Source organism: Hymenobacter ruricola (genome assembly GCF_015694525.1).
In the GTDB taxonomy this organism is placed as follows: Bacteria; Bacteroidota; Bacteroidia; order Cytophagales; family Hymenobacteraceae; genus Hymenobacter; species Hymenobacter ruricola.
This window is the reverse complement of sequence record NZ_JADQDM010000007.1, coordinates 1-23,246: the sequence shown is the minus strand read 5'-3', so window position 1 is coordinate 23,246 and position 23,246 is coordinate 1. Positions and strand designations below refer to the sequence as shown.

The 23,246-nt window shown below is 62.2% G+C and carries 22 protein-coding genes and 1 pseudogene; 12 read left to right on the top strand and 11 right to left on the bottom strand.

The window, feature by feature from the left end:
* The first annotated feature begins 16 nt into the window (after positions 1-16).
* Positions 17-1,579, top strand: coding sequence for an alpha/beta hydrolase-fold protein (locus I2H31_RS25200; RefSeq protein WP_230687806.1), 1,563 nt, complete (start codon positions 17-19; stop codon positions 1,577-1,579).
* A 294-nt stretch (positions 1,580-1,873) separates the two neighbouring features.
* On the top strand, positions 1,874-2,128 hold the full coding sequence (locus I2H31_RS14430) for a hypothetical protein (protein ID WP_196293750.1): 255 nt from the start codon (positions 1,874-1,876) through the stop codon (positions 2,126-2,128).
* On the opposite strand, the gene I2H31_RS14425 is transcribed toward I2H31_RS14430, so the two are convergent.
* Both I2H31_RS14425 and I2H31_RS14420 read right to left on the bottom strand, forming a co-directional pair.
* A complete protein-coding gene (locus I2H31_RS14425; RefSeq protein WP_196293749.1) occupies positions 2,116-2,742 on the bottom strand; it encodes an AlbA family DNA-binding domain-containing protein in 627 nt (208 codons plus the stop codon). The genes I2H31_RS14430 and I2H31_RS14425 overlap by 13 nt on opposite strands.
* Before the next feature lie 115 nt (positions 2,743-2,857).
* On the bottom strand, positions 2,858-3,280 hold the full coding sequence (locus I2H31_RS14420; protein WP_196293748.1) for a DUF3127 domain-containing protein: 423 nt from the start codon (positions 3,278-3,280) through the stop codon (positions 2,858-2,860).
* Between the two features lie 128 nt (positions 3,281-3,408).
* Between I2H31_RS14420 and I2H31_RS14415 the strand changes: the two genes are divergently transcribed.
* Entirely contained in the window at positions 3,409-4,404 is a 996-nt protein-coding gene (locus I2H31_RS14415; protein ID WP_196293747.1) for an isoaspartyl peptidase/L-asparaginase family protein, read from the top strand.
* 152 nt (positions 4,405-4,556) lie between these two features.
* On the opposite strand, the gene I2H31_RS14410 is transcribed toward I2H31_RS14415, so the two are convergent.
* From I2H31_RS14410 to I2H31_RS14400, 3 genes are all read right to left on the bottom strand, one after another.
* A complete protein-coding gene (locus tag I2H31_RS14410; RefSeq protein WP_196293746.1) occupies positions 4,557-5,540 on the bottom strand; it encodes an aldo/keto reductase in 984 nt (327 codons plus the stop codon).
* 155 nt (positions 5,541-5,695) lie between these two features.
* A complete protein-coding gene (locus I2H31_RS14405; protein ID WP_196293745.1) occupies positions 5,696-6,619 on the bottom strand; it encodes a cyanophycinase in 924 nt (307 codons plus the stop codon).
* A gap of 93 nt (positions 6,620-6,712) precedes the next feature.
* On the bottom strand, positions 6,713-8,536 hold the full coding sequence (locus I2H31_RS14400) for a M1 family metallopeptidase (protein WP_196293744.1): 1,824 nt from the start codon (positions 8,534-8,536) through the stop codon (positions 6,713-6,715).
* A gap of 417 nt (positions 8,537-8,953) precedes the next feature.
* On the opposite strand from I2H31_RS14400, the gene I2H31_RS14395 reads away from it, so the two are divergent.
* From I2H31_RS14395 to I2H31_RS14385, 3 genes are all read left to right on the top strand, one after another.
* Positions 8,954-10,690, top strand: coding sequence for a L,D-transpeptidase family protein (locus I2H31_RS14395; RefSeq protein ID WP_196293743.1), 1,737 nt, complete (start codon positions 8,954-8,956; stop codon positions 10,688-10,690).
* A gap of 297 nt (positions 10,691-10,987) precedes the next feature.
* Positions 10,988-11,632 (top strand): helix-turn-helix domain-containing protein, encoded by a 645-nt coding sequence (locus tag I2H31_RS14390; protein WP_196293742.1) that lies wholly within the window; start codon positions 10,988-10,990, stop codon positions 11,630-11,632.
* A 1,013-nt stretch (positions 11,633-12,645) separates the two neighbouring features.
* Positions 12,646-12,822: a hypothetical protein gene (locus I2H31_RS14385; protein ID WP_196293741.1), complete on the top strand. Its 177-nt coding sequence runs from the start codon at positions 12,646-12,648 to the stop codon at positions 12,820-12,822.
* 118 nt (positions 12,823-12,940) lie between these two features.
* Here I2H31_RS14385 and I2H31_RS14380 read toward each other — a convergent pair whose 3' ends face one another.
* Positions 12,941-13,432: a hypothetical protein gene (locus tag I2H31_RS14380; RefSeq protein ID WP_196293740.1), complete on the bottom strand. Its 492-nt coding sequence runs from the start codon at positions 13,430-13,432 to the stop codon at positions 12,941-12,943.
* A 155-nt stretch (positions 13,433-13,587) separates the two neighbouring features.
* Positions 13,588-15,105, bottom strand: a complete 1,518-nt coding sequence (locus I2H31_RS14375; RefSeq protein ID WP_196293739.1) for a DEAD/DEAH box helicase — start codon at positions 15,103-15,105, stop codon at positions 13,588-13,590.
* 299 nt (positions 15,106-15,404) lie between these two features.
* On the opposite strand from I2H31_RS14375, the gene I2H31_RS14370 reads away from it, so the two are divergent.
* The gene (locus tag I2H31_RS14370; RefSeq protein ID WP_196293738.1) at positions 15,405-15,917 is read left to right on the top strand and encodes an NUDIX domain-containing protein; all 513 of its coding nucleotides are present in this window, start codon (positions 15,405-15,407) and stop codon (positions 15,915-15,917) included.
* A 74-nt stretch (positions 15,918-15,991) separates the two neighbouring features.
* Here I2H31_RS14370 and I2H31_RS14365 read toward each other — a convergent pair whose 3' ends face one another.
* Both I2H31_RS14365 and I2H31_RS14360 read right to left on the bottom strand, forming a co-directional pair.
* Positions 15,992-16,588, bottom strand: a complete 597-nt coding sequence (locus I2H31_RS14365; RefSeq protein ID WP_196293737.1) for a hypothetical protein — start codon at positions 16,586-16,588, stop codon at positions 15,992-15,994.
* Between the two features lie 62 nt (positions 16,589-16,650).
* Positions 16,651-16,803, bottom strand: coding sequence for a hypothetical protein (locus I2H31_RS14360; protein WP_196293736.1), 153 nt, complete (start codon positions 16,801-16,803; stop codon positions 16,651-16,653).
* 18 nt (positions 16,804-16,821) lie between these two features.
* On the opposite strand from I2H31_RS14360, the gene I2H31_RS14355 reads away from it, so the two are divergent.
* From I2H31_RS14355 to I2H31_RS14340, 4 genes are all read left to right on the top strand, one after another.
* Positions 16,822-17,043 (top strand): hypothetical protein, encoded by a 222-nt coding sequence (locus tag I2H31_RS14355; RefSeq protein ID WP_196293735.1) that lies wholly within the window; start codon positions 16,822-16,824, stop codon positions 17,041-17,043.
* Entirely contained in the window at positions 17,040-17,972 is a 933-nt protein-coding gene (locus I2H31_RS14350; RefSeq protein ID WP_230687803.1) for a UDP-2,3-diacylglucosamine diphosphatase, read from the top strand. The genes I2H31_RS14355 and I2H31_RS14350 overlap by 4 nt, the downstream gene beginning before the upstream one ends.
* A 131-nt stretch (positions 17,973-18,103) precedes the next feature.
* Entirely contained in the window at positions 18,104-19,147 is a 1,044-nt protein-coding gene (locus I2H31_RS14345) for a glycosyltransferase family protein (protein ID WP_196293734.1), read from the top strand.
* A 17-nt stretch (positions 19,148-19,164) separates the two neighbouring features.
* The gene (locus I2H31_RS14340) at positions 19,165-20,622 is read left to right on the top strand and encodes a GH1 family beta-glucosidase (protein ID WP_230687801.1); all 1,458 of its coding nucleotides are present in this window, start codon (positions 19,165-19,167) and stop codon (positions 20,620-20,622) included.
* Between the two features lie 77 nt (positions 20,623-20,699).
* On the opposite strand, the gene I2H31_RS14335 is transcribed toward I2H31_RS14340, so the two are convergent.
* Positions 20,700-21,338, bottom strand: a complete 639-nt coding sequence (locus I2H31_RS14335; RefSeq protein WP_196293733.1) for a hypothetical protein — start codon at positions 21,336-21,338, stop codon at positions 20,700-20,702.
* 109 nt (positions 21,339-21,447) lie between these two features.
* Entirely contained in the window at positions 21,448-22,572 is a 1,125-nt protein-coding gene (locus I2H31_RS14330; protein ID WP_196293732.1) for a hypothetical protein, read from the bottom strand.
* A gap of 214 nt (positions 22,573-22,786) precedes the next feature.
* Here I2H31_RS14330 and I2H31_RS14325 point away from each other — a divergent pair.
* Positions 22,787-23,246: pseudogene (locus tag I2H31_RS14325) on the top strand (3' terminal RNA ribose 2'-O-methyltransferase Hen1); the annotation flags it as partial.

Below are 23,246 nucleotides of genomic sequence, written 5' to 3'. Positions count from 1 at the left end.
TGCGTTACTTTGTTTTATGCTTCCCGACACCCTCAGCCCGCCTACGTCTCCAGCCAGCATCCGAATTGTTCGGGAAGTATTGGCGTCCAGCTTCTTGGAGCGCGACGTAGAAATCACCATTGCCCTGCCGCCACAAGGCGCCGAAGCCGGCGAAAACTACCCGGTATTATATTTAAATGACGGGCAGGATTTCGAGCGCCTGAACCTGGCAGCCACCCTGAATGGCCTTTACGCCCGCCAGGCCGTCCGGCCCTTCCTAATCGTAGCGCCGCACGCCAACGAACTGCGCACCCAGGAATACGGCACGGCCGCGTCTGCCGATTTCAACGGCCGCGGCAGCCGGGCCGGCGCTTACACTGATTTCGTGCTGCAGGAGCTACTGCCCTTTGCCCAGGCCACGTTCCAGGCGTCGCCCAATCCGCTGGAAGCGGTGATGGCGGGTTTTTCGCTCGGCGGGCTGTCGGCTTTCGACATGGTGTGGCACCACCCGGAAGCGCTGGCGCGGGCGGGCGTGTTTTCGGGCTCGTTTTGGTGGCGGCAGCGGGCCGTGGGCGCCGGCTACACGCCCGCCGACCGCATCATGCACGGCTTGGTGCGGGCCGGGCAGCTGCACCCCAGCCACCGGTTCTGGCTGCAAACCGGCACCCTCGACGAGCGCAACGACCGCAACGAAAACGGCGTCATCGACTCGGTCGAAGACTGCCTCGACCTCATCGAAGAGCTCGTTAAAAAGGGGCTCGATACGCAACGCGCCCTGCGTTACGTGCAGTTGGAAGGCGGCCGCCACCACCAAAACACCTGGGGCCACATCATGCCCGATTTCCTGGTGTGGGCCTTCGGGCAGCCGCAGGCCAGCGCCGCGCTGCCGGCCCCGCTGCCCGTGGTGCGGCTGCAACTCGACCCGGAACTGGCGCCGGCCCTGGTGCTGCCGGATGCCCCGCCCGTGGCCGAGCCCGTGGCCCTGGTGCTGCCGGCAGACGCGGCCCCCGATGCGCAACCCGAGTCCGCCATTGCCGACTTTATTGCTCACCTGCCCGAATTCGCCATGCCTACCACGCGCCCCGCCGAGGGAGATTTTATACCTTATTTCGGCACCTACATCAATATGGTGCCCGAGGGCACGGACCCACTAGCCGCACTGCGCAGCCAGCCGCAGGAAATCCACGCCGTATTTGCCGGCCTGAGCGAAGCGCAAACCGAACAGGGGTACGCGCCCGGCAAATGGACCCTCAAGGAAATGCTCCTGCACCAGATTGATACCGAGCGCATCTTCACCTACCGGGCCTTGCGCTTTGCCCGCGGCGACAGCCAGAACCTGACCGGTTTTGAGCAGGACGACTATGTGCCCTATAGCGGCGCCAACGCCCGCCCCCTCGCCAGCCTGCTGGCCGAATACGACGCCGTGCGCGCCGCCACCGTGGCCCTGGCCGAAAGCTTCACCGAGGAACAGCTGAACCGCCGCGGCACGGCCAACAACGGCCCGGTCACCGTGCGCGCTTTGCTCTTCATTACGGCCGGGCACGAGCTGCATCACCTCCGCATCATTCGCGAGCGGTATCTGCCTTCTCTACAAGGTTGAGGCAAAGTTTATACCTTCGCCCGCCACAACACGCCGGCCCGGCCGCGCGTTGAATTACCCGAAATCAACCCCTCACTTAACTTCTTTTCAATCATGGCCAAAGCCCAGGACGCCCGCAAAGAAAAAAAGAAAGAACCCACCAAATCGATGAAGGAGAAAAAAGCGGAGAAGGAGGAAAAGAAAGTCGCCCGCGCCCGCAAGCAGGAGTAACGCCTTTTATTAATCCAATAATCCAAAAAAACGGATGCCTTCAGCATTGTGCTGAAGGCATCCGTTTTTTATAGCTTGATTGTAATGAAAATAAGACTTGCTGATACTGAAACAGAAGGGCTGCTCTATGACTTGTGTGTGAAACTGGGTTTTTGCTTGCCGGTGCCATTGCAGAAGCGGATTGTAAATAACCCACCCATGACGGTTGAAAAGTTTGCTGAAGCTGTGTATAGGGGCGAAGGGTTAGACCCTTTGTTGAATAGCGCACTCTATCAGCAAGTATATGAAATGGTGGCAAAAGCGTTTGAACGGCACCAAGAAGATAATCAGAGCGTGTAGTAGGGCTCCTTTTCCTTGTCGTGGTGGCGGATGTAGCCGTGCAGCACCAGCTTTATCAGCGTCTGGAAAGCGCGGCGCTTGCCGAAGTTCACCAACTTCATGAACTGGGCCAGGTTGATGCGGGGGTGGATTTTGAGGTAGTCGATGACGGCCAGCTCCTGCTTGTTGAGGGGCAGGTGTTCGAAGCGGGCTTCGGGCTGCTGGCGCTCCAATAGTTTCTCGGTGAGGCCGCTGGTTTGCACGCTGGAGTCGCGCACGCGCACGTAGCCGCGCCAGTCGTCGGGGGCCACCTGGGCACGGTGGGGCTTGTTAAGGCTTTCGGGCACGGTCACGACGAGGACGGTGCGGCCGTCTTCCTCGATTTCGCGGAATTGCAACCCCGTCAGGGGTGGGTCCACGTAGTGCGTGGCGGCTTCGAGCAGCACAAATACTTCTTCCTGCGCGTCGCGCACGCCCAGGATTCGTCCGGCGTCATCCACACCCACCAGCACCAGCCCGCCGCGGGTGTTGGCCAGTGAAGCCAGGGTGCGCGAAATGCGGTGCGGGTGCGTGGTTTTCTGCTTGAATTCCAGCTCTTCGCCTTCGCCCCGCTTAATCAGTTCGTGTAAATCCATACCCTATTCAAACGAAAAGCGGGCACAAAAAATGCCGCACCTGAAGCTCAGGTACGGCATTTCTACGAAGTTTCAGCTGCTAATGCAACCGAGCCGTTGGCTCGTTGAACTGACCTTAGAAAGGCAAGTCGTTGTCGTCGTCGCTGGCGATGGGGGCCGCCGAGGGCTGGGCGCGCAGCGTGGGGTTCTGGTTTTGCGCAGCGGGGCGGGGAGCGGCTTGCTGGCCACCGCCGTAGCTGTTGCCGGCATTGCCACCTGCCGAGGCGGGCTCAATCTTCCAGGCTTCCAGGTTGGTGAAGTACAGCATCTGGCCGTTCTTGTTGAAGCCGCGGCCGCGGAGGTTGAACGTCACCTTCACTTCGTCGCCCATTTTGAACGGGTCGATGAGGCTGGTTTTGTCCTGAACCATCTGGAACTTAATATGCTCGGGATACTGGCCATCCTGGACTTCCAGCACGAACTCGCGCTTGCGAAATTTCTCGCTTACCTGCTGTTCGTCAAAGATTTCGTGCAGCCGGCCGGTTACGTCGTATGCCATAAAAGTGGGGGTGTTTTGGTAGTAATAAACTTGAACATCAAACCTACGAAAAAAAACACTAGCAGCCCACTAGCCGTTCCCTCCGGCTACCTTTGCAACCGCTTTTCGCCGCTTATTTCCCATAAAAAATGTTTGCACTCGCCATTCACGGCGGGGCCGGCACCATTGCCCGTGCCTCCCTCACTCCCGATGCTGAACGCGAGTACCGCGCGGCCCTCGAAACGGCCCTGAACACCGGCTACGCCGTTCTGCAAGGGGGCGGCGCGGCCCTCGACGCCGTGGAAGCCGCCGTGCGCCACCTCGAAGACTGCCCGCTGTTCAACGCCGGCCGCGGGGCCGTGTTCACCCACGAGGGCCACCACGAGATGGATGCGGCCATCATGCAGGGACACACCAAGTTGGCAGGGGCCGTGGCCGGCGTGCGGCAGGTGCAAAACCCCATTCGCGCCGCCCGCCTTGTGATGGAGCAGACCGAACACGTGCTGCTGGCCTACCCCGGTGCCGACGAGCTGGCCCGCGAGCACGGCCTGCCGCTGCAGCCGCCCGAATATTTTTTCACCCAGCACCGCTTCAACCAACTGCAGGAAGCCCTGCGCGAAGGCCGCATGCGCCTCGACCACAGCCAGGCCCGCGCCGCTGCCCCCGCGTTGCCCGCCACTGCCCCGCTCGACGAGCCCGTTAAATTCGTGGACGGCGCCGACCCCAACTGGAAAAAAGGCACCGTGGGCGCCGTGGCCCGCGACCAGCACGGCCACCTGGCCGCCGCCACCAGCACCGGCGGCATGACCAACAAGCGCTACGCCCGCATCGGCGACACGCCCCTCATCGGGGCCGGCACCTGGGCCGACGAGCGCTGCGCCATCAGCTGCACCGGGCACGGCGAATATTTTATCCGCGCCGTGGCGGCCTACGACATCGCCTGCCTGATGGAATACAAAGGCCTGAGCCTGGAAGAAGCCTGCCGCGTGGTGGTGCACGACAAGCTGGCGCCGGCCGGCGGCGAGGGGGGGCTCATCGCCGTGGACGCGGCCGGGAATGTGACTTTGCCCTTTAATTCCGAAGGCATGTACCGCGCCAGCCGCACCGAAGGCGGCGAGGCACTGGTGGCTATATATAAGGAGTAAGTTTGGAGGCCGTGGCAAAAAAGAACGTCATGCTGAGCGCAGCGAAGCATCTTTACCGCAGCAGTAACTCCTGATGATTGGATTACTTGCTGCGGGCAAGATGCTTCGCTGCGCTCTGCATGACGTTCTGTTCTTTATGACGATTTCTTAACTTACCAACTATAATGCACTAGCGGCTTGATGCGGCGGTCATAGATATCCCGCACCGTCTGCATTTGCTCGGCGGTTAAGGGCGGAAGCTCGGCGGCCTGCAGGTTTTGCAGGACCTGCTCGGGGCGGGAGGCGCCGGGAATTATGCAGCTTACTTCGTCAAACATCAGAATCCAGCGCAGGGCAATGTCGGCCAGCGGCTGGTCGGGGAAAGCCTGCTTCAATTCTTCCACGGCGGCGAGGCCAGTGGCGTAGTCGACGCCGGAGAAGGTTTCGCCCTTGTCGAAGGCCTCGCCGTGGCGGTTGAAGTTGCGGTGGTCGTCGGGCGCGAAGGCCGTTTGGGGCGAGAACTTGCCGGTGAGCAGGCCGCTGGCCAGCGGCACGCGCACAATGAGGCCGATGTCGCGCCGGGCGGCCTCTTTGAACAGCAATTCCGGCGGGCGCTGCCGAAACATGTTGAAGATGAGCTGCAGGGTGGTGACGTTCGGGAATTCAATGGCTTTCAACCCTTCCTCCACTTTCTCAACGCTCACGCCGAGGTGCTGGATTTTGCCTTCTTCGCGCAGCCGGTCAAAAAGCTCAAAAATCTCGGGGCGGTAATATACTTCCGTGGGCGGGCAGTGCAGCTGGATGAGGTCGAGGGTTTCGAGCTGCATGTTGCGCAGGCTGTCTTCCACGAAGCGGCGGAGGGCGGCGGGCTGGTAGGCCTCGGCCGTGTGGGGCTGCAGGCGGCGCCCGCATTTGGTGGCCACGAAAATGCGCTCGGAGCGGGCGCGGACGAGCCGGCCCACGGCTTTTTCGCTTTCGCCGTCGCCGTACACGTCGGCCGTGTCGATGAAGTTGATGCCCGCGTCCACGGCGGCGTTCAGAATCTGGTCGGCGTTGGCGTGGCTAAAGGGCTCGCCCCACTTGCCCCCGACTTGCCAGGTGCCCAGGCTGATTTCGGAAACGGAAAGGCCGGTTTTGCCCAGCTTGCGTTGGTTCATATCAAAAATGCTGATGGAGGAAAGAAAAGCGTTGAATGGCTTGAGCGGCAAGCCTGATAGCCATACGTAAGCTACCGGGCATGGGCAATTTAGATAGTAAAAAGCCCACTCCTTATTAGTAAGGAATGGGCTTCTCAAAACTGCCAAACCAGACGCTAGCCAGCCGTGGTCGCCGAGACAGACTTAACGGCCGTCGTGGCTGGAATGGGCAGCGCGTCTTTGCTGACGTAAAATTTGCGCTCGCGCATGTCGTACACGTTGCCTTTGGCCAGCACGTGCATGGTCACGTTTTCGATGGAAAGCACCGTGCCTTTTTTGGCCGCGGCGGCATTGTTGTGCTGGATTTCGTGCCCATCGAGGATGATAACGAGGTTGGAGCCAATGGTTTCCACCCAGTTGCCCTGGGTGATGAGCACGCCGGTATCTTCGCCCAGCCCGATGCCGATGAGCTTGGGATGCAGGGCCACCGACTCAATCAGGCGCCCAAACCGGCCGCGCTTCACAAAGTGCGAGTCGACAATGGCCGCCGGCAGCAGGCCCAGGCCGGTGCCCATTTTCACGGCGCCTTTCAGCAGTGCGTCGGGCACCGAGCCGCCGCGAATCATGTGCTGCGACATGGCCATGGCGCCGGCGCTGGTGCCCGCAATCACGAAATGGGGCTCGGCGTAGTAGCGCTGCATCATGCGGTCGAGGAAGTCGGTTTCGCCGAACATCTCGCGCAGGCGCGACTGGTTGCCGCCCGAAAACATGATGACGTCGGCGGCCAGCAGGCGCTCCAGGTACTCGGGCTGGCGGGCGTCTTCGGGCGTGCGAATGTCCATGATGCCCACGTTCAGGCAGTTGAGCATGGCGAAGGAACCCGTGTAAATCGGGCCCACTTCCTCCGGAATCATGGAAGCCGTGGTGACGACTTCGATGCGCGGGTCCGTTTTGCCGGTTTCGAGCACGATGCGCTTGAGGATGCCCAACTCGAAAAAGTTGAGGTAGTACTTGCGGCGGGTTCGGGGGTTGGGGTACGTGCCCTTGTCCTCGTTGCCACCCACGGCGATGAGCTTACCGAGCGGAATGATGGATTTCAATGGATATCTTATTTAATATAGCTGGAAAATGCAAAACAGCCGCTGCCACGAGAGGTTTCAGGCAATCTGCTGCAAAGTTGGGGCCGCGCGGGCTTATGTGCGCTCGGTCAGCAGTGCATCAAGCGTGCCAGTGGTCACGGAGTGGTAGTTGGGCCGGGCCTGCGCATAAATTTGGCGGGCGCGTTTCGGGCCATGCGGCGTGGCCAGCAAGGCCCGGTACAGCGGCACCAGAAACTTGCGCCGGCCCACGTGCCGCAGAAAATTTTCCAGCGCCGCCTCGGCCGGCGCGTATTCGGCCCGCAACGTGTGCGGAAACCAGGCCGCCAGAATTTCAGCGTTGCCAGAATCGGTGAAGTGAAACGCCGCGTCGAGCTCCGCCAGCTGCTCCGCCGAAAGCGAGGTCGGGAGCCCATGCAGGAAGTGCACCCATTCGTGGCTGCTCCAGTCGGCCGTGGCCGGCAGGAGGGAAGCCGGCGCGGCCCCGCCACTCAGGCGCCCCAGCCCCTGGTCCACTGCCTCGAAGCGCCGGGAGGCGGGGACCGGCGCGTTGCCGGGCAGGCCGGGGCCTTCCACCCAGGCCGCCAGGTTCAGGCGGGCCTCCAGGCCCGGCTCCGGGTCCAGCAGCTCGGCCCGGAGGTAGTGCAGGAAGGTGGCGGTGTCCATTGCCTGAAAGCTGAAGCGAGCGAAGTACTCCGTAATAAAGGCGTCGAGTCGCGGCCGGCCCACCAGCGACTCTAGGGTCAGAAGCAGGGCGCAGCCTTTTTCATAGGCGATTTCGGTAAGGCCCTCGTCGGGGTCGCGGCCAGTCAGGTCCAGGTGCAAATGCGTGTCGGGGCTGGCCACGCCGATTTCCTCGATGGTGTGGTGCAGGGCGGCGCGGCCCAGTACCTGCAGCATGTCGGCGTATTCGGCCCCATACAAATGTTCCATGATGCGCCGCTCGAAATAGACTGTAAAGCCTTCGTTCAGCCAGAAATCATTCCACGTTGCATTTGTAACCAGATTGCCCGACCAAGAGTGCGCGAGCTCATGCGCCACCAAACTTGTCAGGCTGCGGTCGCCAGCCAGAATGGTAGGTGTTACAAATGTTAATCGGGGGTTTTCCATCCCGCCGAAGGGGAAGCTGGGTGGGAGCACCAGCAAATCGTACCGCTCCCAGCGGTAGGGGCCGTACAGTTCCTCGGCGGCTGCCACCATTTTCTCCAGGTCGGCAAACTCGTGCTTAGCCACGGGTAGGGTAGCGGGCTCGGCATAAACGCCGGTGCGCTCGCTCAGCGGCGCAAAGCGCAGGTCGCCCACCGCCAGGGCCATCAGGTAAGCCGGAATGGGCTGGGCCATCCGAAAGTGGTACTCGCCATTGGGGTCGAGCTGCTGGGGGTTGCCGGCGCTCATCAGTGCCAGCAGGTGGGCGGGAACCCGCACCGTGGCGTCGTAGGTGAACCGGATGCCGGGCGAGTCCTGGCACGGCAGCCAGGTGCGCGCCAGAATGGCTTGCGACTGCGTGAAGAGGAACGGCTGGCTGCCGGCGGTCTGGGCGGGCGCCAGCCACTGCAGGGCCGCCGCAGTGGCCGCCGTGCGGTAGCGAATGCGGACGGCCAAAATTCCGGGGGCCAGGGCCACGCGCAGGGCCTGGCCCAGCACCGCATCAGCCGGGCCAAGGTCAAAGGCCGCTGGCGTGGCGTTACCGGCCGCGTCGAGGCCTTCTACGGTTTCAATGGTCAGGTCCCGGGCGTCCAGCACCACATCGGCTGCCGCTGTGGCGTCGGCCAACTGCCAGGTGACCGTGCCGGCCAGGGTACGGGTAGCAAAATCTACCTCCAGGTCGAGGTCCAGATGACGGACCCGCGCGAGGCCGGTGCCGGCGTAGCTATGCGGGTCGGCGGGCAAGGCGGCAGTCGTAAAAAGGGAAGAAGCCATAAGCAAGCGAGTAAGCAGAACAGTATTCGAAAGAAAGGTTGAAAACAGAAATCCCGGCGGCGAAGCACTGGAAAACAAGGCTTCTGCCAAGTGTATTTGCTGCCGGACAGAAGGGTTTGGTTAATTCAGCAGGCCAATCCGACGGCTCGGCCTTTGAGCATGAGTTCGACTGAGGGCTTTGAAGGCAAGGGGTTTAGCCGGCACGTTCTCCTCATGTGGTGTTTCATCCGGCCTTCCCGGGTACGAATGTGGCACGATTTCGGGCACGGCGGCAGCGGGCCATCCCTCGCCGGGGCGTAATTTGCAGCCGGACGGCCAGCGGCCGCTTCGGCGCAACTTCCCCTTCCGCTTGGCAGTACAACGCCCGGCTTCCGGCAGTTGCGCGGGGCCTTTGTTTCGTTCGCCTCATCCCTCTCAATGACATTCTTCCTTCGTTTTTCTTCGCTGCTTTGGGTGCTGCTCACTGCCGCCATTGGGGGCACCGCCCTGCAGGGCTGCGGTTCCGATAGCGGCCAGTCGGCTGGCACCAGCGCGGCGTCTGCGGCTGTGCGCGAGCTAGGCCCCCAGCCCCTCATCGACAGCACCTACGTCATCAACGCCTTTCGGGCCGAGCCGCGGTTCAAGGCCCAACTGCTGCAGGCCCGCCGCTTTTACCGGGAGCGACAATTCCGTTTGGGCTGGTTCAAAGACCATCAGCCCGTTTCGCAGGTGCAAACCTTGCAAAACATTATTGCTAAAGCTACAGATGAAGGCCTGGACCCTAAAGACTATAAAATTAAGGATTTTAAGTCGCTGTTTGGTGAGCTGGAAAAGGCCCGTACTGACTCCGTCAAACGCACGGCGTTGGAGCGCGAAATTGACGTGGCGCTGACTGGTACCTACATGAAATGGGCCTCGGATTACTACCGGGGCGTGGCCAACCCGCGCGACAAGAAGAGCACGACGTGGCAGGTAAAACCCAATAAAATCAAGCTCAACAAAGCCCTGATGACCTTTCTGGGCGAGCGCAAAAGCCGTTACAACTACTACGAATTTGCCCCGCTACACCCCGAGTACGACCAGCTGAAAAAGGCGCTGGCCACCTACCGCGACCGAGAGCGGGCCGGTGGCTGGCCCGCCTTGCCGGCCGGGCTGAAGCTCAAGCCGGGGCAGTCGTCGCCGGCCGTGGCGGCTCTGCGCAAGCGCCTGCTGGATAGCTCCGGCGGCGAGGCGGCCAGCACCCCGCCGGCCGATTCGGCCCGCGTGGGCACCGCCCCGGCGGCCTACACCTACGACCCCGAGCTGGTGGCCGCCGTCAAGCTTTTTCAGCAGGATGCCGGCCTGAGACCCGACGGCGTGGTGGGCGGCGAAACCCTGCGCCAGCTCAACGTGCCCATCGGCACGCGCATCGACCAGCTCATCCTGAACATGGAGCGCTGGCGCTGGCTGCCCAAACGCTTCGAGCCGAGCTACCTGCTGGTGAACATTCCGGAGTACACACTGCACGTGGTGGAGAACGACAAAGAGGCCTTTTCCATGCCTGTCATCGTGGGCAAGGTGCTACACGAAACACCCATCTTTAGCGACAAGATGGAGTACGTGGTGCTCGCGCCGTACTGGAACGTGCCCTTCAGCATCATCCAGAACGAACTGCGCGGCAAGCTCACGGCCGACCCCGTCGGCACCCTCGACCGCCTCGATATGGAGGTGGTGAAGGGCGTTGGCCGCAAGGCCAAGGTCATTGACCCGACCTCAGTCGACTGGGCCAACGTGACGCAGGAAACCTTTAAATACACTCTGCGCCGCCGGCCCGGGCCCGATAATGACCTGGGCGACGTGAAGTTTATTTTCCCAAACTCGAATGACATCTACCTGCACGACACGCCCCACGACGCGCTGTTTTCGCAGAGTGCGCGCAGCTTCAGCCATGGCTGCGTGCGGGTGAAAGAACCCATCAAGCTGGCCACTTACCTGTTGAAAAACAAGCCCGGCTGGGACCAGCAAACCATCCTTGACACCATTGCCACGCACCGCGAGAAGTACATTTCGATGAAGGAAAAGCTGCCCGTTTACCTGGTGTATTTCACCGCGTGGGCCGATGCCGCCGGGCACCCGCACTTCCGCGACGACATCTACGGCCACGACAAGGCCCTCGCTAAGGAGTATTTTGATTAGCGGTTAACTCGGCTGGTAGCCACCTTTACGCTCCGCGCGCGACAGGTTACCGAAAACCAAAACAGGAAAGCCCGTTTGCCATGGCAGACGGGCTTTCTGCTATTATTTGAATCGGGATACAGGCATTAATGCTGACGTTACAAATGTTTTGCAATGAGGATGAATGGACAAATTCCAATGCTTTGTTTACTATTGTTATAAATTCCTTATATACCTGTTGTTTCTTTATGTAAACATGCTTGTTTAGGTTGGGCAAGCAAGTACCGTTGTGTTTTGCTACATTTGTAATTAAAAACAATGCAAATAGTCGAGCGCATCAGGCAGCTACTGGAAGTCCGGCAACTTTCCCCCACTCAGTTTGCCGATGCCATTGGCGTCGCGCGCCCTATTGTCAGCCATATCCTGTCGGGCCGCAACAAGCCCAGCCTGGAGGTGGTCCAGCGCATCCTGGCTGCCATGCCGGACTTGTCCATGCCCTGGCTCCTGTTCGGCACAGGCCCTATGCTGGCCGCCTCGGCTGCCGCTCCGACCGTTCCGCTACAGGAGCCTGCCCCGCCAGCTGCCGAACTGCCCACCACCAGCCCGCAAATGGTTGCAAAGCAAGCCGAAAGCGCCGCAACTAGCGGCAAACCTGCCGTCGCAGAGCGAAGTGAACCGCGTAAGGCCAGTTCGTTCAGTAACATTCCTGCTCTCAAGCGCTTCACTCCCAAGCACACTACTCCGGTTGGCCATGGCGCTGCTCCTGCGCCGGAGATGGATAAAGAAGCAACCGCACGGCCACCTGGGCCGGCTGCATTGCTCACTGCTGAGGTTACCGACGCGCCGAGTAATCCCCCCGAATCCGGTACTGCCGCGCAACTGCTGGCTGGTTCTGAAAAGCCGATTCGCCGCATCGTCATTTTCTATCGGGACGGGTCTTTCGCCGATTACCAGCCCGAGTAAGTTTTGCCAACCGCATGAGTTCGTTGTCAGCGATGTGAGGTCGAGCATTGCCGCCGCGTGGCTGGCTTATACATAGCAGAAAGCCGCGTCTAGCCAAGACATGGGTACCATGGATTGTGGGCTTGCCGTAGGGCTAAGCCGTACGTACTGCGTGACTACTGATGGCAAATCGTGGCCCTAAAATCGGGGCGGCAATGCAGTCCAGTGCTTACTTCTTCAGGGGGGAGCTTATCCTGCTGAAGCATGCGCACGAGGTCTGAGGCATGCGCACGAGGTGGTTGAGCGCTATTATTGTAAAGTTCAATTTGGCAGTGATTCCTAATGTTCAATTAATGGCCCTGTAGTTCGGGTTGCCAGATGCTAATTAATATCAAAATGAGCTCTATATTCATTTCTCTCCTATGCTAATTCCTGTAGAAACATTAAACGTGATTGTAAGGCAGGTGAATTTTAAATTTATAATGCTTTTTATCAAGGATTTAAATGATACTAACCAAACAATGGAATTAAGGTTTAAGTGAGGGCTTGTCATCATTAGGCTACCGTTTTTTATCTGCTTCTTTCCTGGGTTTTCAGGAATTCGCAAAGTAGCTGAAGCCTGCGTTTGTAGCTGAGCCTTGCTAATTGGGTTGACACCGCACGCTGTTTGAATAGTGATAACCTTGAAAAGTGTAGGATTGGTGCCATGCTAAGCATCTGAGCGCGTTTGAGCACAGCCAAAGGCCGGTTAACGGAAGCGCCTTCTATATTAAACGGGTTGCTTTGCAGTTAGGATGAAGCATTGCCTTAGCCCTGAGGCGAAGACTATAGCTTCGGGTTGGGCCTGCTGGCATGGCAAGCATAAAAGGGGTGCATTGTCAAATGTAAATGGCGGTTGTTAGCCTCGTTTCCAGTGAAAGATTTACGTTTCCGCCTGGTGCGCGGCCTGGATTTATTCGGACACCAGAGAAGAGACCCGGCAATCGATAGGCCGGGCGGTTGTTCATTTGGCGGCGCTGGGCTACCTTCGCAGCATGAAACTGACCCGCGCAACTATCTGGTTGGCCGCTGTAGCGGCTTTGTCCTTGACGGCTTCCTGCTCACACGCCCCCGACGCTGAAAAAGACCCTTCTGCCGACGCCGCCTACAAGCGCGAGCATCGCGCCGAGGGCTACCGGGAAGCTCAGCGTTCCAACGTCACCCGTAACTAAGCATCGGCTGGACTCGATGAGAGTCCGGCCTACAACGAACCTCCCAACAGCCCAAACAGCAAAAGTCCCCGCCAATCAGTTGGCGGGGACTTTTGCTGTTTGGGCTGCTATCGCTGGCTTAATGGGCCACGGCCGGCTCGGGAGTAAGCACAGGCGCGGGAACTGCGAAGCCCGGCAATTCGATGCCATCCAGTAGGTCGCGCTCCAGTAAGTCGGCCCAGGTGCGGAGGTAAAGCACCACGTCGTCGCGCTGGTTGTGGCGGAGGGCGTTGCGGCGCTCAAACGGAATTGCCGCCCGAATGGCGGGGTCCGAAATTTTTTCCAAGTGGGTGAGGTCGGCGCGGGAGAAGCCGAGGGCCAGCATCTCGTCGATGGTTTGGTCGATGGGCAGGCCGCTGGTGGGGCAGTAGTCGATGAGCTGCCGCTCCCAGTCGCCGTAGCGCTGCATGGCGCGGGCGTGAATCTCGGCTTTGGTGAGGCGCGTGACGGTTTGGGCGAGGTGGCCGCAGTTGCAGCTGCCCATGTGGCCCCATTGATAGGGCGCTTGGGTGGTGAGGCGTTGGGCCGTGGCGCGCAGGGCCTGGATGACGGGAAGCGTGGGCTGAGCCATAAGAAGCAAAAATTATTCGCGATGCGAGCAAGTAATCAGGTTAAAAAGCCAGAGGCCCCGAAAAAAGTTTTCCGGGGCCTCTTCTTGTTTGTATACTTTCCAACGAAACGTCTTGTCGCGGGCAGCAGGATGTTCCGTTGGCTATCTAAACCTGCTTAAAACGAGCCGCGCCGCGAGCCGCCCGCGTCGCCGCGCCGACGGCCGCCCAGGTCGCCGCCTTCGCGGTTGCCGCCCACGCTCACGCGGGCGCCGCCGCTGCCAAAGCGACGAGCCGTATCCGACTGGCCGTTGCCGGCCGGAGCCGCCGGCCGGCTGCGCTCGCCGCCGGAACGGCCATTGGCGTTGCGGTCGCCGCTGGGACGGCCGCCACCCTGGCCGCCGCCCGAGCGACCGCCGCCTTGGCCGCCGCCGGAACGGCCGCCACCGCCCTGGCCGCCCTCGCGGGGGCCGGACCGGGCCGGACGACCCGCCGGGCCTTTGGGCCGGATGATGCGCTCGTTGCCGTGCAGCATCACCGGCTTAATGCGGCCCGACACGAACGGATGCTCGGTTTCCACGTCAATCTGGCGGCTGATGAGCTTTTGAATGTCTTGCAGGTAGGCGCGCTCCTCTTCTTCAACGAAGGAAAACGCAGTGCCGAAGGCCCCGGCCCGGCCGGTGCGGCCAATGCGGTGCACGTAGGTTTCGGGCTCGTTCGGGATTTCGTAGTTGATGACGTGGGTCAGCTCGTCCACGTCGATGCCGCGGGCGGCGATGTCGGTGGCCACCAGCACGCGGGTGCTGCCGGCTTTGAAGTTGGACAGGGCGCGCTGGCGGTGGTTCTGGCTCTTGTTGCCGTGGATGGCTTCGGCCGGAATGGCGTTGGCGGCCAGGGCTTTCACCACTTTGTCGGCGCCGTGCTTGGTGCGGGTGAACACGAGCACGCGCTTGATGTCCTTGTCCTGCAGAATGTGGCGGAGCAGGGCCGGCTTGTCGTTGTTTTCCACCAGGTACACCGACTGCGTCACCGTGTCGGCGGTGCTGCTGACGGGCGTCACGGCCACGCGCACGGGGTTGGGGCGCAGGATGGTGCTGGCCAGTTCCTGAATCTGGCCGGGCATGGTGGCCGAGAAAAACAGGGTCTGGCGCTTGGTGGGCAGCTTGGGCAGGATGCGCTTGATGTCGTTGATGAAGCCCATGTCGAGCATGCGGTCGGCTTCGTCAAGCACAAACACTTCGACCTGTCGCAGGTCCACGAAGCCCTGGTTCATGAGGTCGAGCAGGCGGCCGGGGGTGGCGATGAGCACTTCCACGCCGCGCTTGAGGGCCGCTACCTGCGAGCCCTGGCTCACGCCGCCGAAGATGACGGTGTGGCGAATCTGGCTCAGATGGCGGCCGTAGGCGCCGAAGCTTTCGTTGATTTGGATGGCCAGCTCGCGGGTGGGCGTGAGCACGAGGCAGCGAATGGCGCGCTGCGCGTGGTTGGAAACCTGGGCCGTGCGGTGCAGCACTTGCAGGATGGGCACGGTGAAGGCCGCCGTTTTGCCGGTGCCGGTCTGGGCCACGCCGAGGAGGTCTTTGCCTTCCAGCACGTGCGGAATGGCTTGCTCCTGGATGGGGGTGGGGGTGGTATACCCTTCCTCTTTGAGGGCTTTAAGGATGGGGTCAATCAGGTTTAAATCGTCAAACGTCATAGGTGGGGGTGTGGTACTCGAAAGTTTGGTACGGTGCTGGCAGCCAATGGGCTGTGCAGAAATTGGTTGAGCCTGCGGTGTGGCACAGGCGGGCATGGCCACGCCGGACGGGGCCGGGCGTGGGCGGGGTTGGGCGGCTCGTCGGAGGCCGTCCGATTCCCTGAACGAAGAGAAATTGGGGTGAGGTGCGCTTACTTGCGGAGGCAGCCGAGGCGCGGGGCTTTGCCCGACGCGGCCGGGCAGCGGGCTGCTCCGACGGCGGCCCTGGTTTCACAAAGATACTACACAACCCTTCCGCTATGCAGATAGTGCAACGCAGCCGCGTTTTCGACGGCCACTACAAAGTCAACCAGCTCATCGTGCAGGACGGCGAGCACCAACTCAAGCGCGAGCAGTTCGCGCCCGGCAAGGCCGTGGCCGCCCTGGTGTACGACACGGCCCGGCAGGTGTACGTCCTCACCCGCCAGTTCCGCATCGGCCCCGAAGCGGAAATCACCGAGATAGCCGCCGGCATGATTGACGGCAACGAAGCCCCCGAAACGGCCGTGCGCCGCGAGATTCACGAGGAGCTGGGCTACGAGGTGGACCAGTTGGAGGAAATCGTGCAGATGTGGCCCTCGCCGGGCAACAGCGCGGAGGCCATCACCGTGTATTACGCCGAAGTGAGCCGCAAAACCGGCCAGGGCGGCGGACTGGCCGAAGAAAACGAGAACATCGAAATGCTGGACTTCACCTGGGACGCGCTGCTGGCCGAGCCGCTGCAGGACGCCAAGACGGTGCTGGCCGTGCAGTGGGCGCGGCTCCGGAAATAATCGACTAAAAAACGGGCGGCACCCGCAACTGCGAATGCCGCCCCGCTCGGACGAAGGTAGCCGCAAGGAATTGCTTACTCAGCAGTTGCCCGCGGCAGCGTCAGGATGTAGTCAAACGTCTGGTAGAGCTTGGCGTCGCGGATGCTGACGGTCAGCTCCTGCGGGTCCATTTTGGGGAAGGGGATGAGGCGTTGGGCCTGGTAGAGGTCGCGGCCCATGAAGCGGCCGGTGCCGGGCGCCAGGGTTTGGGCGAAGACTTCCTTGCCGGCTTTGTCGGTGACGGTGAGCGTGAGGTTGGCCAGCTGCACGCCCGTGGGGCCCTGGCGATGCACGGTGACCAGCAGCGCCCCCCCGGGCGGAATGGCGGCCAGGCGGCGCTGGTAGGTGGTATCGGCCCAGTCCTTGAGCTTGCGCAGGGCTTCGATTTCGGTGAGCATGTCGGCGTAGGAGCGGTAGCCGAGGCGGGTGAAAGAGCCGTCGACGTCCTGCTCCTCGTCGGTGTTTTTGGTCACGTTTTGCACGTAGGGCGACACGGCGTCCTTTTGGGCGAAGGTGTAGCGCTTGCGGCCCTTGGCGGCTTTGCCCGTGGGCTGGGCCGCGGCGCCGAAGGCACACAAACCAAAGAAAACCAGCGGCAGAAAACGACGGAGCGAGTGAGAAAAAGTGGGCATAAAGGGGGAGTGCAAATAGAACTAAGGAAAAGAAAATTACTGCTGAATCTCAGATACTTGAATCAACAAATAAACAGCACGCGCGGCCATTCTTCCCAAACAAAAGAATGCAGTACCCAACGCGCCGCTGCGCCCGGCAAGGCTTGATTTAAGCGTAACCAGGCGGTAATCAGGGCTTCACAGTATTGGCCGAACTTTGAGAGCAGGATTTTCACGCCTTCAATTGTCCTGCCATGTACTTTCCGGCTTTGATTTCGGGGCTGCGCCGTTTGGGGCGCTGGCTCGTGTACGAGTTGTTTCAGGTGGCGCTGTGGGCGGCGTATGCGCTGCGCACGCTGGGCAGCCTGCGCTCGGCCTTTGGGGGCGCCACCAGCCGCCGGCCCGGGCCGGCCGTGCGGCCCCGGCGCAGTGCGGGCCCGGCCCGCGGCAGCCGCTTCACCCCGTCGGCGGCATGAGCAAGGCTACCACCAAAATGCCCGGGCCGGGCCAAATTCCTGTAGAAGTGCCAGCAAAATCGAAACTCCGCCGCAAGCGCCGGGTGCAGGTGGCCGTGATTAGCGACGTGCACCTGGGCACCTACGGCTGTCACGCCGCGGAGCTGCTGCGCTACCTTAAGAGCATCCGGCCGCAGGTGCTGGTGCTGAACGGCGACATCGTGGACATCTGGCAGTTCAGCAAAAACTACTGGCCGCCGGCCCACATGCGGGTGGTGCGCTACCTGGCGGGCCTGGCGGCCAAGGGCGTCCGAATCCATTACCTCACCGGCAACCACGACGAGCTGCTGCGCAAGTTTGCCGGGCTGAAGCTGGGCCATTTTCGGCTGGACAACAAGCTGGTGCTCGACCTGCCGCACGGCCGCACCTGGCTGTTTCACGGCGACGTGTTCGACCTGACCATGCGGCACTCGCGCTGGCTGGCCCGGCTGGGCGGGCAGGGCTACGACCTGCTGATTCTGCTTAACCGCTTCGTCAACTACTTGCTGGCTAAGCTGGGCCGGCCCCGCGTGGCGCTGAGCAAGCGGGTGAAGGAGCGGGTGAAAACCGCCGTGGCCGCCGTGAGCAACTTTGAGGAAACCGCCGCCGCCATTGCCGCCGACGAAGGCTACCGCTACGTGGCCTGCGGACACATTCACCAGCCCGAAATCAAAACCCTCGCCACCGAAAAAGGGGAGGTGGTCTACCTCAATTCCGGCGACTGGGTTGAGAACCTGACCGCCCTGGAGTACACCCCTGAAGCCGGCTGGCAACTCTATTATTATAATGAAGACCCGGCCGTGCAGCAAATGGCCGAAACCGAGGTGGCCGATGCCGCCGAAGTGCTGGCCAATGCCAATCCGGCAGCGTTGCTAGAGGGGCTGCTGGCAGAGTTTAAGATTAAGGCGTAACGTACCTGACAATAAATTGAAAGAGCGTCCTGCTCAGCGCAGCCGCAGCAGCTTTACCGCAGCAGTAACTATTTGCTCTCCCGGTAGAGATGCTTCGACTGCGCTCAGCAGGACGTGCTAAAATAGAAGCAATGTCCCGAATTCTTTACGCCATCCAGGGCACCGGCAACGGCCACCTCAGCCGGGCCCTCGACGTAGTGCCGCTGCTGCAGGCCCGCTGCGAGCAGCTCGACGTGCTGGTGAGCGGCCCGCCGGCCGATTTGCCCCTGCCGTTTGAGGTGAAGCACCGGGCCCAGGGCATGGGCTTTTTGTTTGGCAAAAAGGGCGGCATCAACTTCGTAAAAACGTTCTGGCAATTCAAGTCGGCCACGTTTCTGCACGAGGTGCGCCACCTGCCGGTGGAAAGCTACGATTTGGTCATCAGCGACTTTGAGCCGGTGAGCAGCTGGGCCTGCAAGCTGCGCGAGGTGCCCTGCGTGGCCCTCAGCCACCAAAGCGCCGTGCTAAACCCGGCCGCGCCGCGGCCCGACAAAGAGGACCCGGCCGGGCGGGCTGTGCTCAGGCACTACGCGCCGAGCACGGCGCAGTACGGCTTTCATTTTCAGGCGTATGCGCCGGGGGTTTTCACGCCCGTCATTCGGCAGCAGGTGCGCGAGCTGAACCCCGTGAACCAAGGGCACTACACGGTGTATTTGCCGGCTTATGAGGAGGCCATTTTGGTGGAGCGCCTGCAATACCTGAGCCGCAGCGTGCGCTGGGAGGTGTTTAGCAAGCACAGCCAGCGGCCCGCCACTCATGGCAACGTGCGCGTGTGGCCGGTGAGCGGCGCGGCTTTTCTCGACAGCCTGGCCCGGGCGGCCGGCGTGCTGTGCGGCGCGGGTTTTGAAACCCCGGCCGAAGCCTTGTTTCTGGGCAAGAAGCTGCTGGTGATGCCCATGAAGCAGCAATACGAGCAGCAGTGCAACGCCGCGGCCCTCGCCACGATGGGCGTGCCCGTCATTAAAAACTTTAAAGACAAAAACCTCGACAAAATAGACCAGTGGCTGCACCAGAACGAGGCAATTCCCGTTGACTACCCCGACCAGACCGCGGCGGTGCTCGACCAGCTGCTCCGCGAGCAACTGCCCCGCCCGGAAACACGAGCGGCCGGTCGTGAAATGAATTTCTCCGTTTGACCTTCCGCGCCCCGCGCATGATGAAGCTGACCCCCTGCTACGACGAGCCGCTGCCCCCGGCGTTTTTTCCGTCCACCGCGCCGCTGCCGTTTTCCCGGCTCGACTTCGGCCCCGGTTTCCAATGGGGTGCCTCCGCGGCGGCTTACCAGACCGAGGGCGCCTGGCAGCACCAGGGCAAGGGCCCCAGCATCTGGGACGATTTTACGCGGCGCAAGGGGGCCATCCGGCGCGGCGAGCACGGCCGCGTGGCCGCCGATTTCTACAGCCGCTACGAGACCGACCTGGACCTGGCCAGCGCTCTGGGCCTGACCGATTTTCGCTTTTCGGCCGCGTGGGCGCGGGTGCTGCCCGAAGGCACCGGCGCCGTGAACCGCCGCGGCCTTGACTTCTACGACCGGTTGGTGGACGCGTGCCTGGAGCGCGACCTGCGCCCCCTGCTCACGCTCTACCACTGGGACCTGCCTAGCGCCCTGCAAGCCAAAGGCGGCTGGACCAACCGCAGCATCGTGGGCTGGTTTTCGGAGTATGCCCAGCTCATGGCCCGCCGCCTCGGCGACCGGGTGCCGCAGTGGGCCGTGCTCAACGAGCCCATGGTGTTTGTGGGCGCCGGGCACCTGCTGGGCATCCACGCGCCGGGGCGGCGGCACCTGGGGGCGTTTCTGGCGGCGGCCCACCACGCCACGCTGGCCCAGGCCGAGGGCGGCCGCGCCTTGCGCGCCCTGCTGCCGGATTCGGCCCGCATCGGCACCACGTTTTCGTGCTCTTACCTCACGCCGCATCGGCCCGGCACGGCCGACGAAGCCGCCACCCGCCGCGCCGATGCCATTTTGAACCGTTTTTTTGTGGAGCCAACCCTGGGCCTGGGCTACCCCACGGCCGAGCTGCCCGCCCTGCGCTGGCTGCTGGAACGCTACCAGAAACCCGGCGACGAGCAGCGCATGGCCTTCGATTTCGACTTCTGGGGCATCCAGAACTACACCCGCGAAGTGGTGAAGTTTTCGCCCTGGCTGCCGCTGCAGTGGGCCGCGCTGGTGCCCGCCCGGCAACGCGGCGTGCCCTATACCGACATGGGTTGGGAGGTCTATCCGGAGTCGATTTACCACATACTGAAGCAGTTTTCGGCCTACAAAAAGGCGCCCCAGCTGCTGATAACCGAAAGCGGCTCGGCCTTTCCCGATGCCGTGGCCAACGGCCGCGTGCAGGACCCCGCCCGACGCGCCTATTTGCAGGCCGCCATCGGCCAGGTGCTGCGGGCCCGGCGCGAGGGCGTGGACGTGGGCGGCTACTTCGCCTGGAGCCTGACCGACAACTTTGAATGGGCCGAGGGCTACGGCCCGCGTTTCGGCCTCATTCACGTCGACTACGAAACCCAGGAGCGCACCATGAAAGACTCGGGCCGCTGGTACCAGCAGTTTCTGGGCGGCGGTGTGCTGGAGGACGGGCGGGTTCAGGCGGCTGTTACGCGTCAGCAATAGGCGGCCTACGTGATGATGAGGCCGGTCATGTCGAGCGCAGCCGAGACATGACCGGCCTTTTGCCCCGAACGTATTGCTTAAAGAGCTTTGAGCATGTCGCGGCAGCTCATAAACCGTTCAATAACTAGTTCTGGACGCTGCTCGTCGAATTCCTCAAAGCCGAGCACGAAGGAAGGGGAGGGCTGCACGAATTTGATGGCTTCGTTCACCGCGTCGTGGTACCAGCCGAGGCGCTCCCGGTCGTCAGTTGCGGCCGATACTTCGGCGTCCCAGCGCAGGGCGGCCGGGTCTTTACGCACCAAAAACGGCAGCACGAAGGGGATGTACTGGCTGAAAACCGGGTTTTCGGCGTGGGTAAGGCGCGTGTCGGGCCACACGTGGTACTCGGCAAACGAGGCCGGCGGCGTCACCACGAACCGGGCGTGCTCCAGGGTCATTTCGCCGAACATCTCGATGCGGTTGGGCTGGGCGTAGAACTGGGCGTAGGCCGCGTACCACACCGTCACCCCGGCCGGGTTCACCAGCTGGTAGGGGTGAAAAGAGCTGGCGATGCTAAAGCCCCCGTGCGCCCCGATGACCAGGTTGTACAGCTCGCCAAACTTCTCCGCATCCGTGGATTGTTGGTAGGGGTTGTTGGTGAGGCCGTAGAGGTAAAAGCTGGCGAAATCGTTCAGGGAAGGCCCGGTGGGGCCGGCAGGGGCAACGGAATCAGGCACGAGGAAACAGCGCTGGTAAAGGAGGAGCGGAAACGGCTTTTCGGTCCGCAAAACTACTGCGCATCCCCGGTTAGGAAAGCCCCAAGGCCCTTCCGCAACTGTTGTGTCCTCAGTAATTCCGCGTTTCCACGCGCTGCAGCTCCTGCCAGTCGAGGCGGCCGGCGTCGAGGGGCGTGTGGCTGCCGTATACGTTGCCCTGCCGGTCTTTGTAGACGTGGGCGTACTGGTCGGTGGTTTGGGTGCGCTGGCCGGTGGTGGGGTCGTCGAACTTGCCCTCGTTGCCCAGCGCGTCGCGGAAGGCTTCGTTGCGCTGGTCGGTGGAGCGGTTGCGGTCGCGGGTCACCTCGTCGTTCACGCGCCGCTGATTTTCGCGGTAGTCGCGGTTCTGCTCGGCGGTGCGGCGGGTGATTTCGTCGTTGGCGCGGTATCCGTTGCGGGCCAGCTGCGCGGTTTGCTGCAGCCAGGCCGGGTTTAGCACGATAGAGTTGAGAGCAAGCTTTGTATAAGCGTAGCAGGCGGCCAAATCGCGGGCGCTGAGCGTGACCGTGGGCGACACTTCCCAGGTGGTGTAGGTTTCGCCGTTCATGTTGGTGGTGCTGTAGCTGATGCCGCAGGCCACCCGCGCCTTCTGGCCGCTGGGCAGCACGCCATCCACGTAGGCCCCGGCCGTCGACTTGCCGGGCCCAGTGGCTTTCGGCGGCTCGGCGTGCTCGCCGGTGGGCCGGAACTGCAGGCCGCGCTGGGCCAGCTGCGGCAGCAACGCCTGCTTGATGTAGGCCAGCGGCGGCACGGGCGCCGCCTCGCCGGGGTTGCTGGGCTGCTGCAGGCCCATCGAGAGGCTGGTTTGGCGCAGGCTGCGGCTGGTGGGGCCGTCGTTGAAGTGGTAGATGCTGGAGGGCAGCGACTCGAACATCTCGCGGCCATCAGGCGAAGTCAGCCGAAAATACACCTGGTTGACGGGCGCCGAGCCGTTCCACAGGCGCGTGAACGACTGCTGTATTTTCCAGGCCCACGGCGCTTTGAAGGCAAAGGCCACCATGTTGTTGAGGCCGGGGTCGAGCACGCCGTGCACCTCGTAGGCCGGCGTTTTGGGCGCGGCGGGCGCGGCCGCGCGCCGCGCGGCTGGGGCGGCTGCGGGCGCTTTGGCGGGCGGGGTGGATTTGGTGGGCTGGGCCTCGCAAGCCGTAGCCAGGCCCAATACTAGCAGGAAGATGGTGCGGGAAAAGAGCTTCATAGCAGCGTATGGAGAAAGGAAAAGGTGCTGAGTAAATATAGCGCTGCGCGAATGTAAATGGCGTTATTGGTAGAATTATTTTCAATAATATTGGAAAGTCGGTTCTTCAAGCGGCGTCACTTAAACATCGCCTGAGTGTGTTGCTTCGCAGCACGGCCTGCGACAAGCCACCACGGTTGTGGTGTAGCTTTAGGCGCTTATTTGCACCTAATCCATGCTCCTCACCATCTCCACCACCTACCGGCCCGCCACCGACCTCGGCTACCTGCTGCACAAGAACCCCGCGCGCCTGCAAAGCATCGAAGTAGCTGGCGGCCAGGCTCACGTCTTCTACCCCGAAGCCACCGCCGAGCGCTGCACCGCCGCCCTGCTACTCGACCTCGACCCGGTGGGCCTCGTGCGCGGCAAGGGCGGCGCATCCGGCGAGGGCTTTGCCCTGGAGCAGTACGTGAACGACCGGCCCTACGTGGCCTCGTCCTTCTTGAGCGCGGCCCTGAGCAAAGCCTACGGCACGGCCATGAACGGCACCTGCAAAGACAAGCCCGACCTGCCCGCCCAGGCCCTGCCGCTAGCCGTGAAAGTGGCCGTAGTGTCAGCGCCCGGCCCCGACTGGCCGCGCCGCCTCTTCGAGCCACTGGGCTACGAAGTGGACATCGAAACCACCCCGCTCGACC

Excerpts from the sequence above, each read along its gene's own strand:
- I2H31_RS14395 (WP_196293743.1), top strand. The coding sequence starts at position 8,954 with ATGACATTCTTCCTTCGTTTTTCTTCGCTGCTTTGGGTGCTGCTCACT.
- I2H31_RS14415 (WP_196293747.1), top strand. The coding sequence starts at position 3,409 with ATGTTTGCACTCGCCATTCACGGCGGGGCCGGCACCATTGCCCGTGCC.
- I2H31_RS14355 (WP_196293735.1), top strand. The coding sequence starts at position 16,822 with ATGTACTTTCCGGCTTTGATTTCGGGGCTGCGCCGTTTGGGGCGCTGG.
- I2H31_RS14330 (WP_196293732.1), bottom strand. The coding sequence starts at position 22,572 with ATGAAGCTCTTTTCCCGCACCATCTTCCTGCTAGTATTGGGCCTGGCT.
- I2H31_RS25200 (WP_230687806.1), top strand. The coding sequence starts at position 17 with ATGCTTCCCGACACCCTCAGCCCGCCTACGTCTCCAGCCAGCATCCGA.
- I2H31_RS14420 (WP_196293748.1), bottom strand. The coding sequence starts at position 3,280 with ATGGCATACGACGTAACCGGCCGGCTGCACGAAATCTTTGACGAACAG.
- I2H31_RS14375 (WP_196293739.1), bottom strand. The coding sequence starts at position 15,105 with ATGACGTTTGACGATTTAAACCTGATTGACCCCATCCTTAAAGCCCTC.
- I2H31_RS14430 (WP_196293750.1), top strand. The coding sequence starts at position 1,874 with ATGAAAATAAGACTTGCTGATACTGAAACAGAAGGGCTGCTCTATGAC.
- I2H31_RS14390 (WP_196293742.1), top strand. The coding sequence starts at position 10,988 with ATGCAAATAGTCGAGCGCATCAGGCAGCTACTGGAAGTCCGGCAACTT.
- I2H31_RS14340 (WP_230687801.1), top strand. The coding sequence starts at position 19,165 with ATGATGAAGCTGACCCCCTGCTACGACGAGCCGCTGCCCCCGGCGTTT.
- I2H31_RS14400 (WP_196293744.1), bottom strand. The coding sequence starts at position 8,536 with ATGGCTTCTTCCCTTTTTACGACTGCCGCCTTGCCCGCCGACCCGCAT.
- I2H31_RS14365 (WP_196293737.1), bottom strand. The coding sequence starts at position 16,588 with ATGCCCACTTTTTCTCACTCGCTCCGTCGTTTTCTGCCGCTGGTTTTC.
- I2H31_RS14350 (WP_230687803.1), top strand. The coding sequence starts at position 17,040 with ATGAGCAAGGCTACCACCAAAATGCCCGGGCCGGGCCAAATTCCTGTA.
- I2H31_RS14370 (WP_196293738.1), top strand. The coding sequence starts at position 15,405 with ATGCAGATAGTGCAACGCAGCCGCGTTTTCGACGGCCACTACAAAGTC.
- I2H31_RS14385 (WP_196293741.1), top strand. The coding sequence starts at position 12,646 with ATGAAACTGACCCGCGCAACTATCTGGTTGGCCGCTGTAGCGGCTTTG.
- I2H31_RS14345 (WP_196293734.1), top strand. The coding sequence starts at position 18,104 with ATGTCCCGAATTCTTTACGCCATCCAGGGCACCGGCAACGGCCACCTC.
- I2H31_RS14410 (WP_196293746.1), bottom strand. The coding sequence starts at position 5,540 with ATGAACCAACGCAAGCTGGGCAAAACCGGCCTTTCCGTTTCCGAAATC.
- I2H31_RS14380 (WP_196293740.1), bottom strand. The coding sequence starts at position 13,432 with ATGGCTCAGCCCACGCTTCCCGTCATCCAGGCCCTGCGCGCCACGGCC.
- I2H31_RS14425 (WP_196293749.1), bottom strand. The coding sequence starts at position 2,742 with ATGGATTTACACGAACTGATTAAGCGGGGCGAAGGCGAAGAGCTGGAA.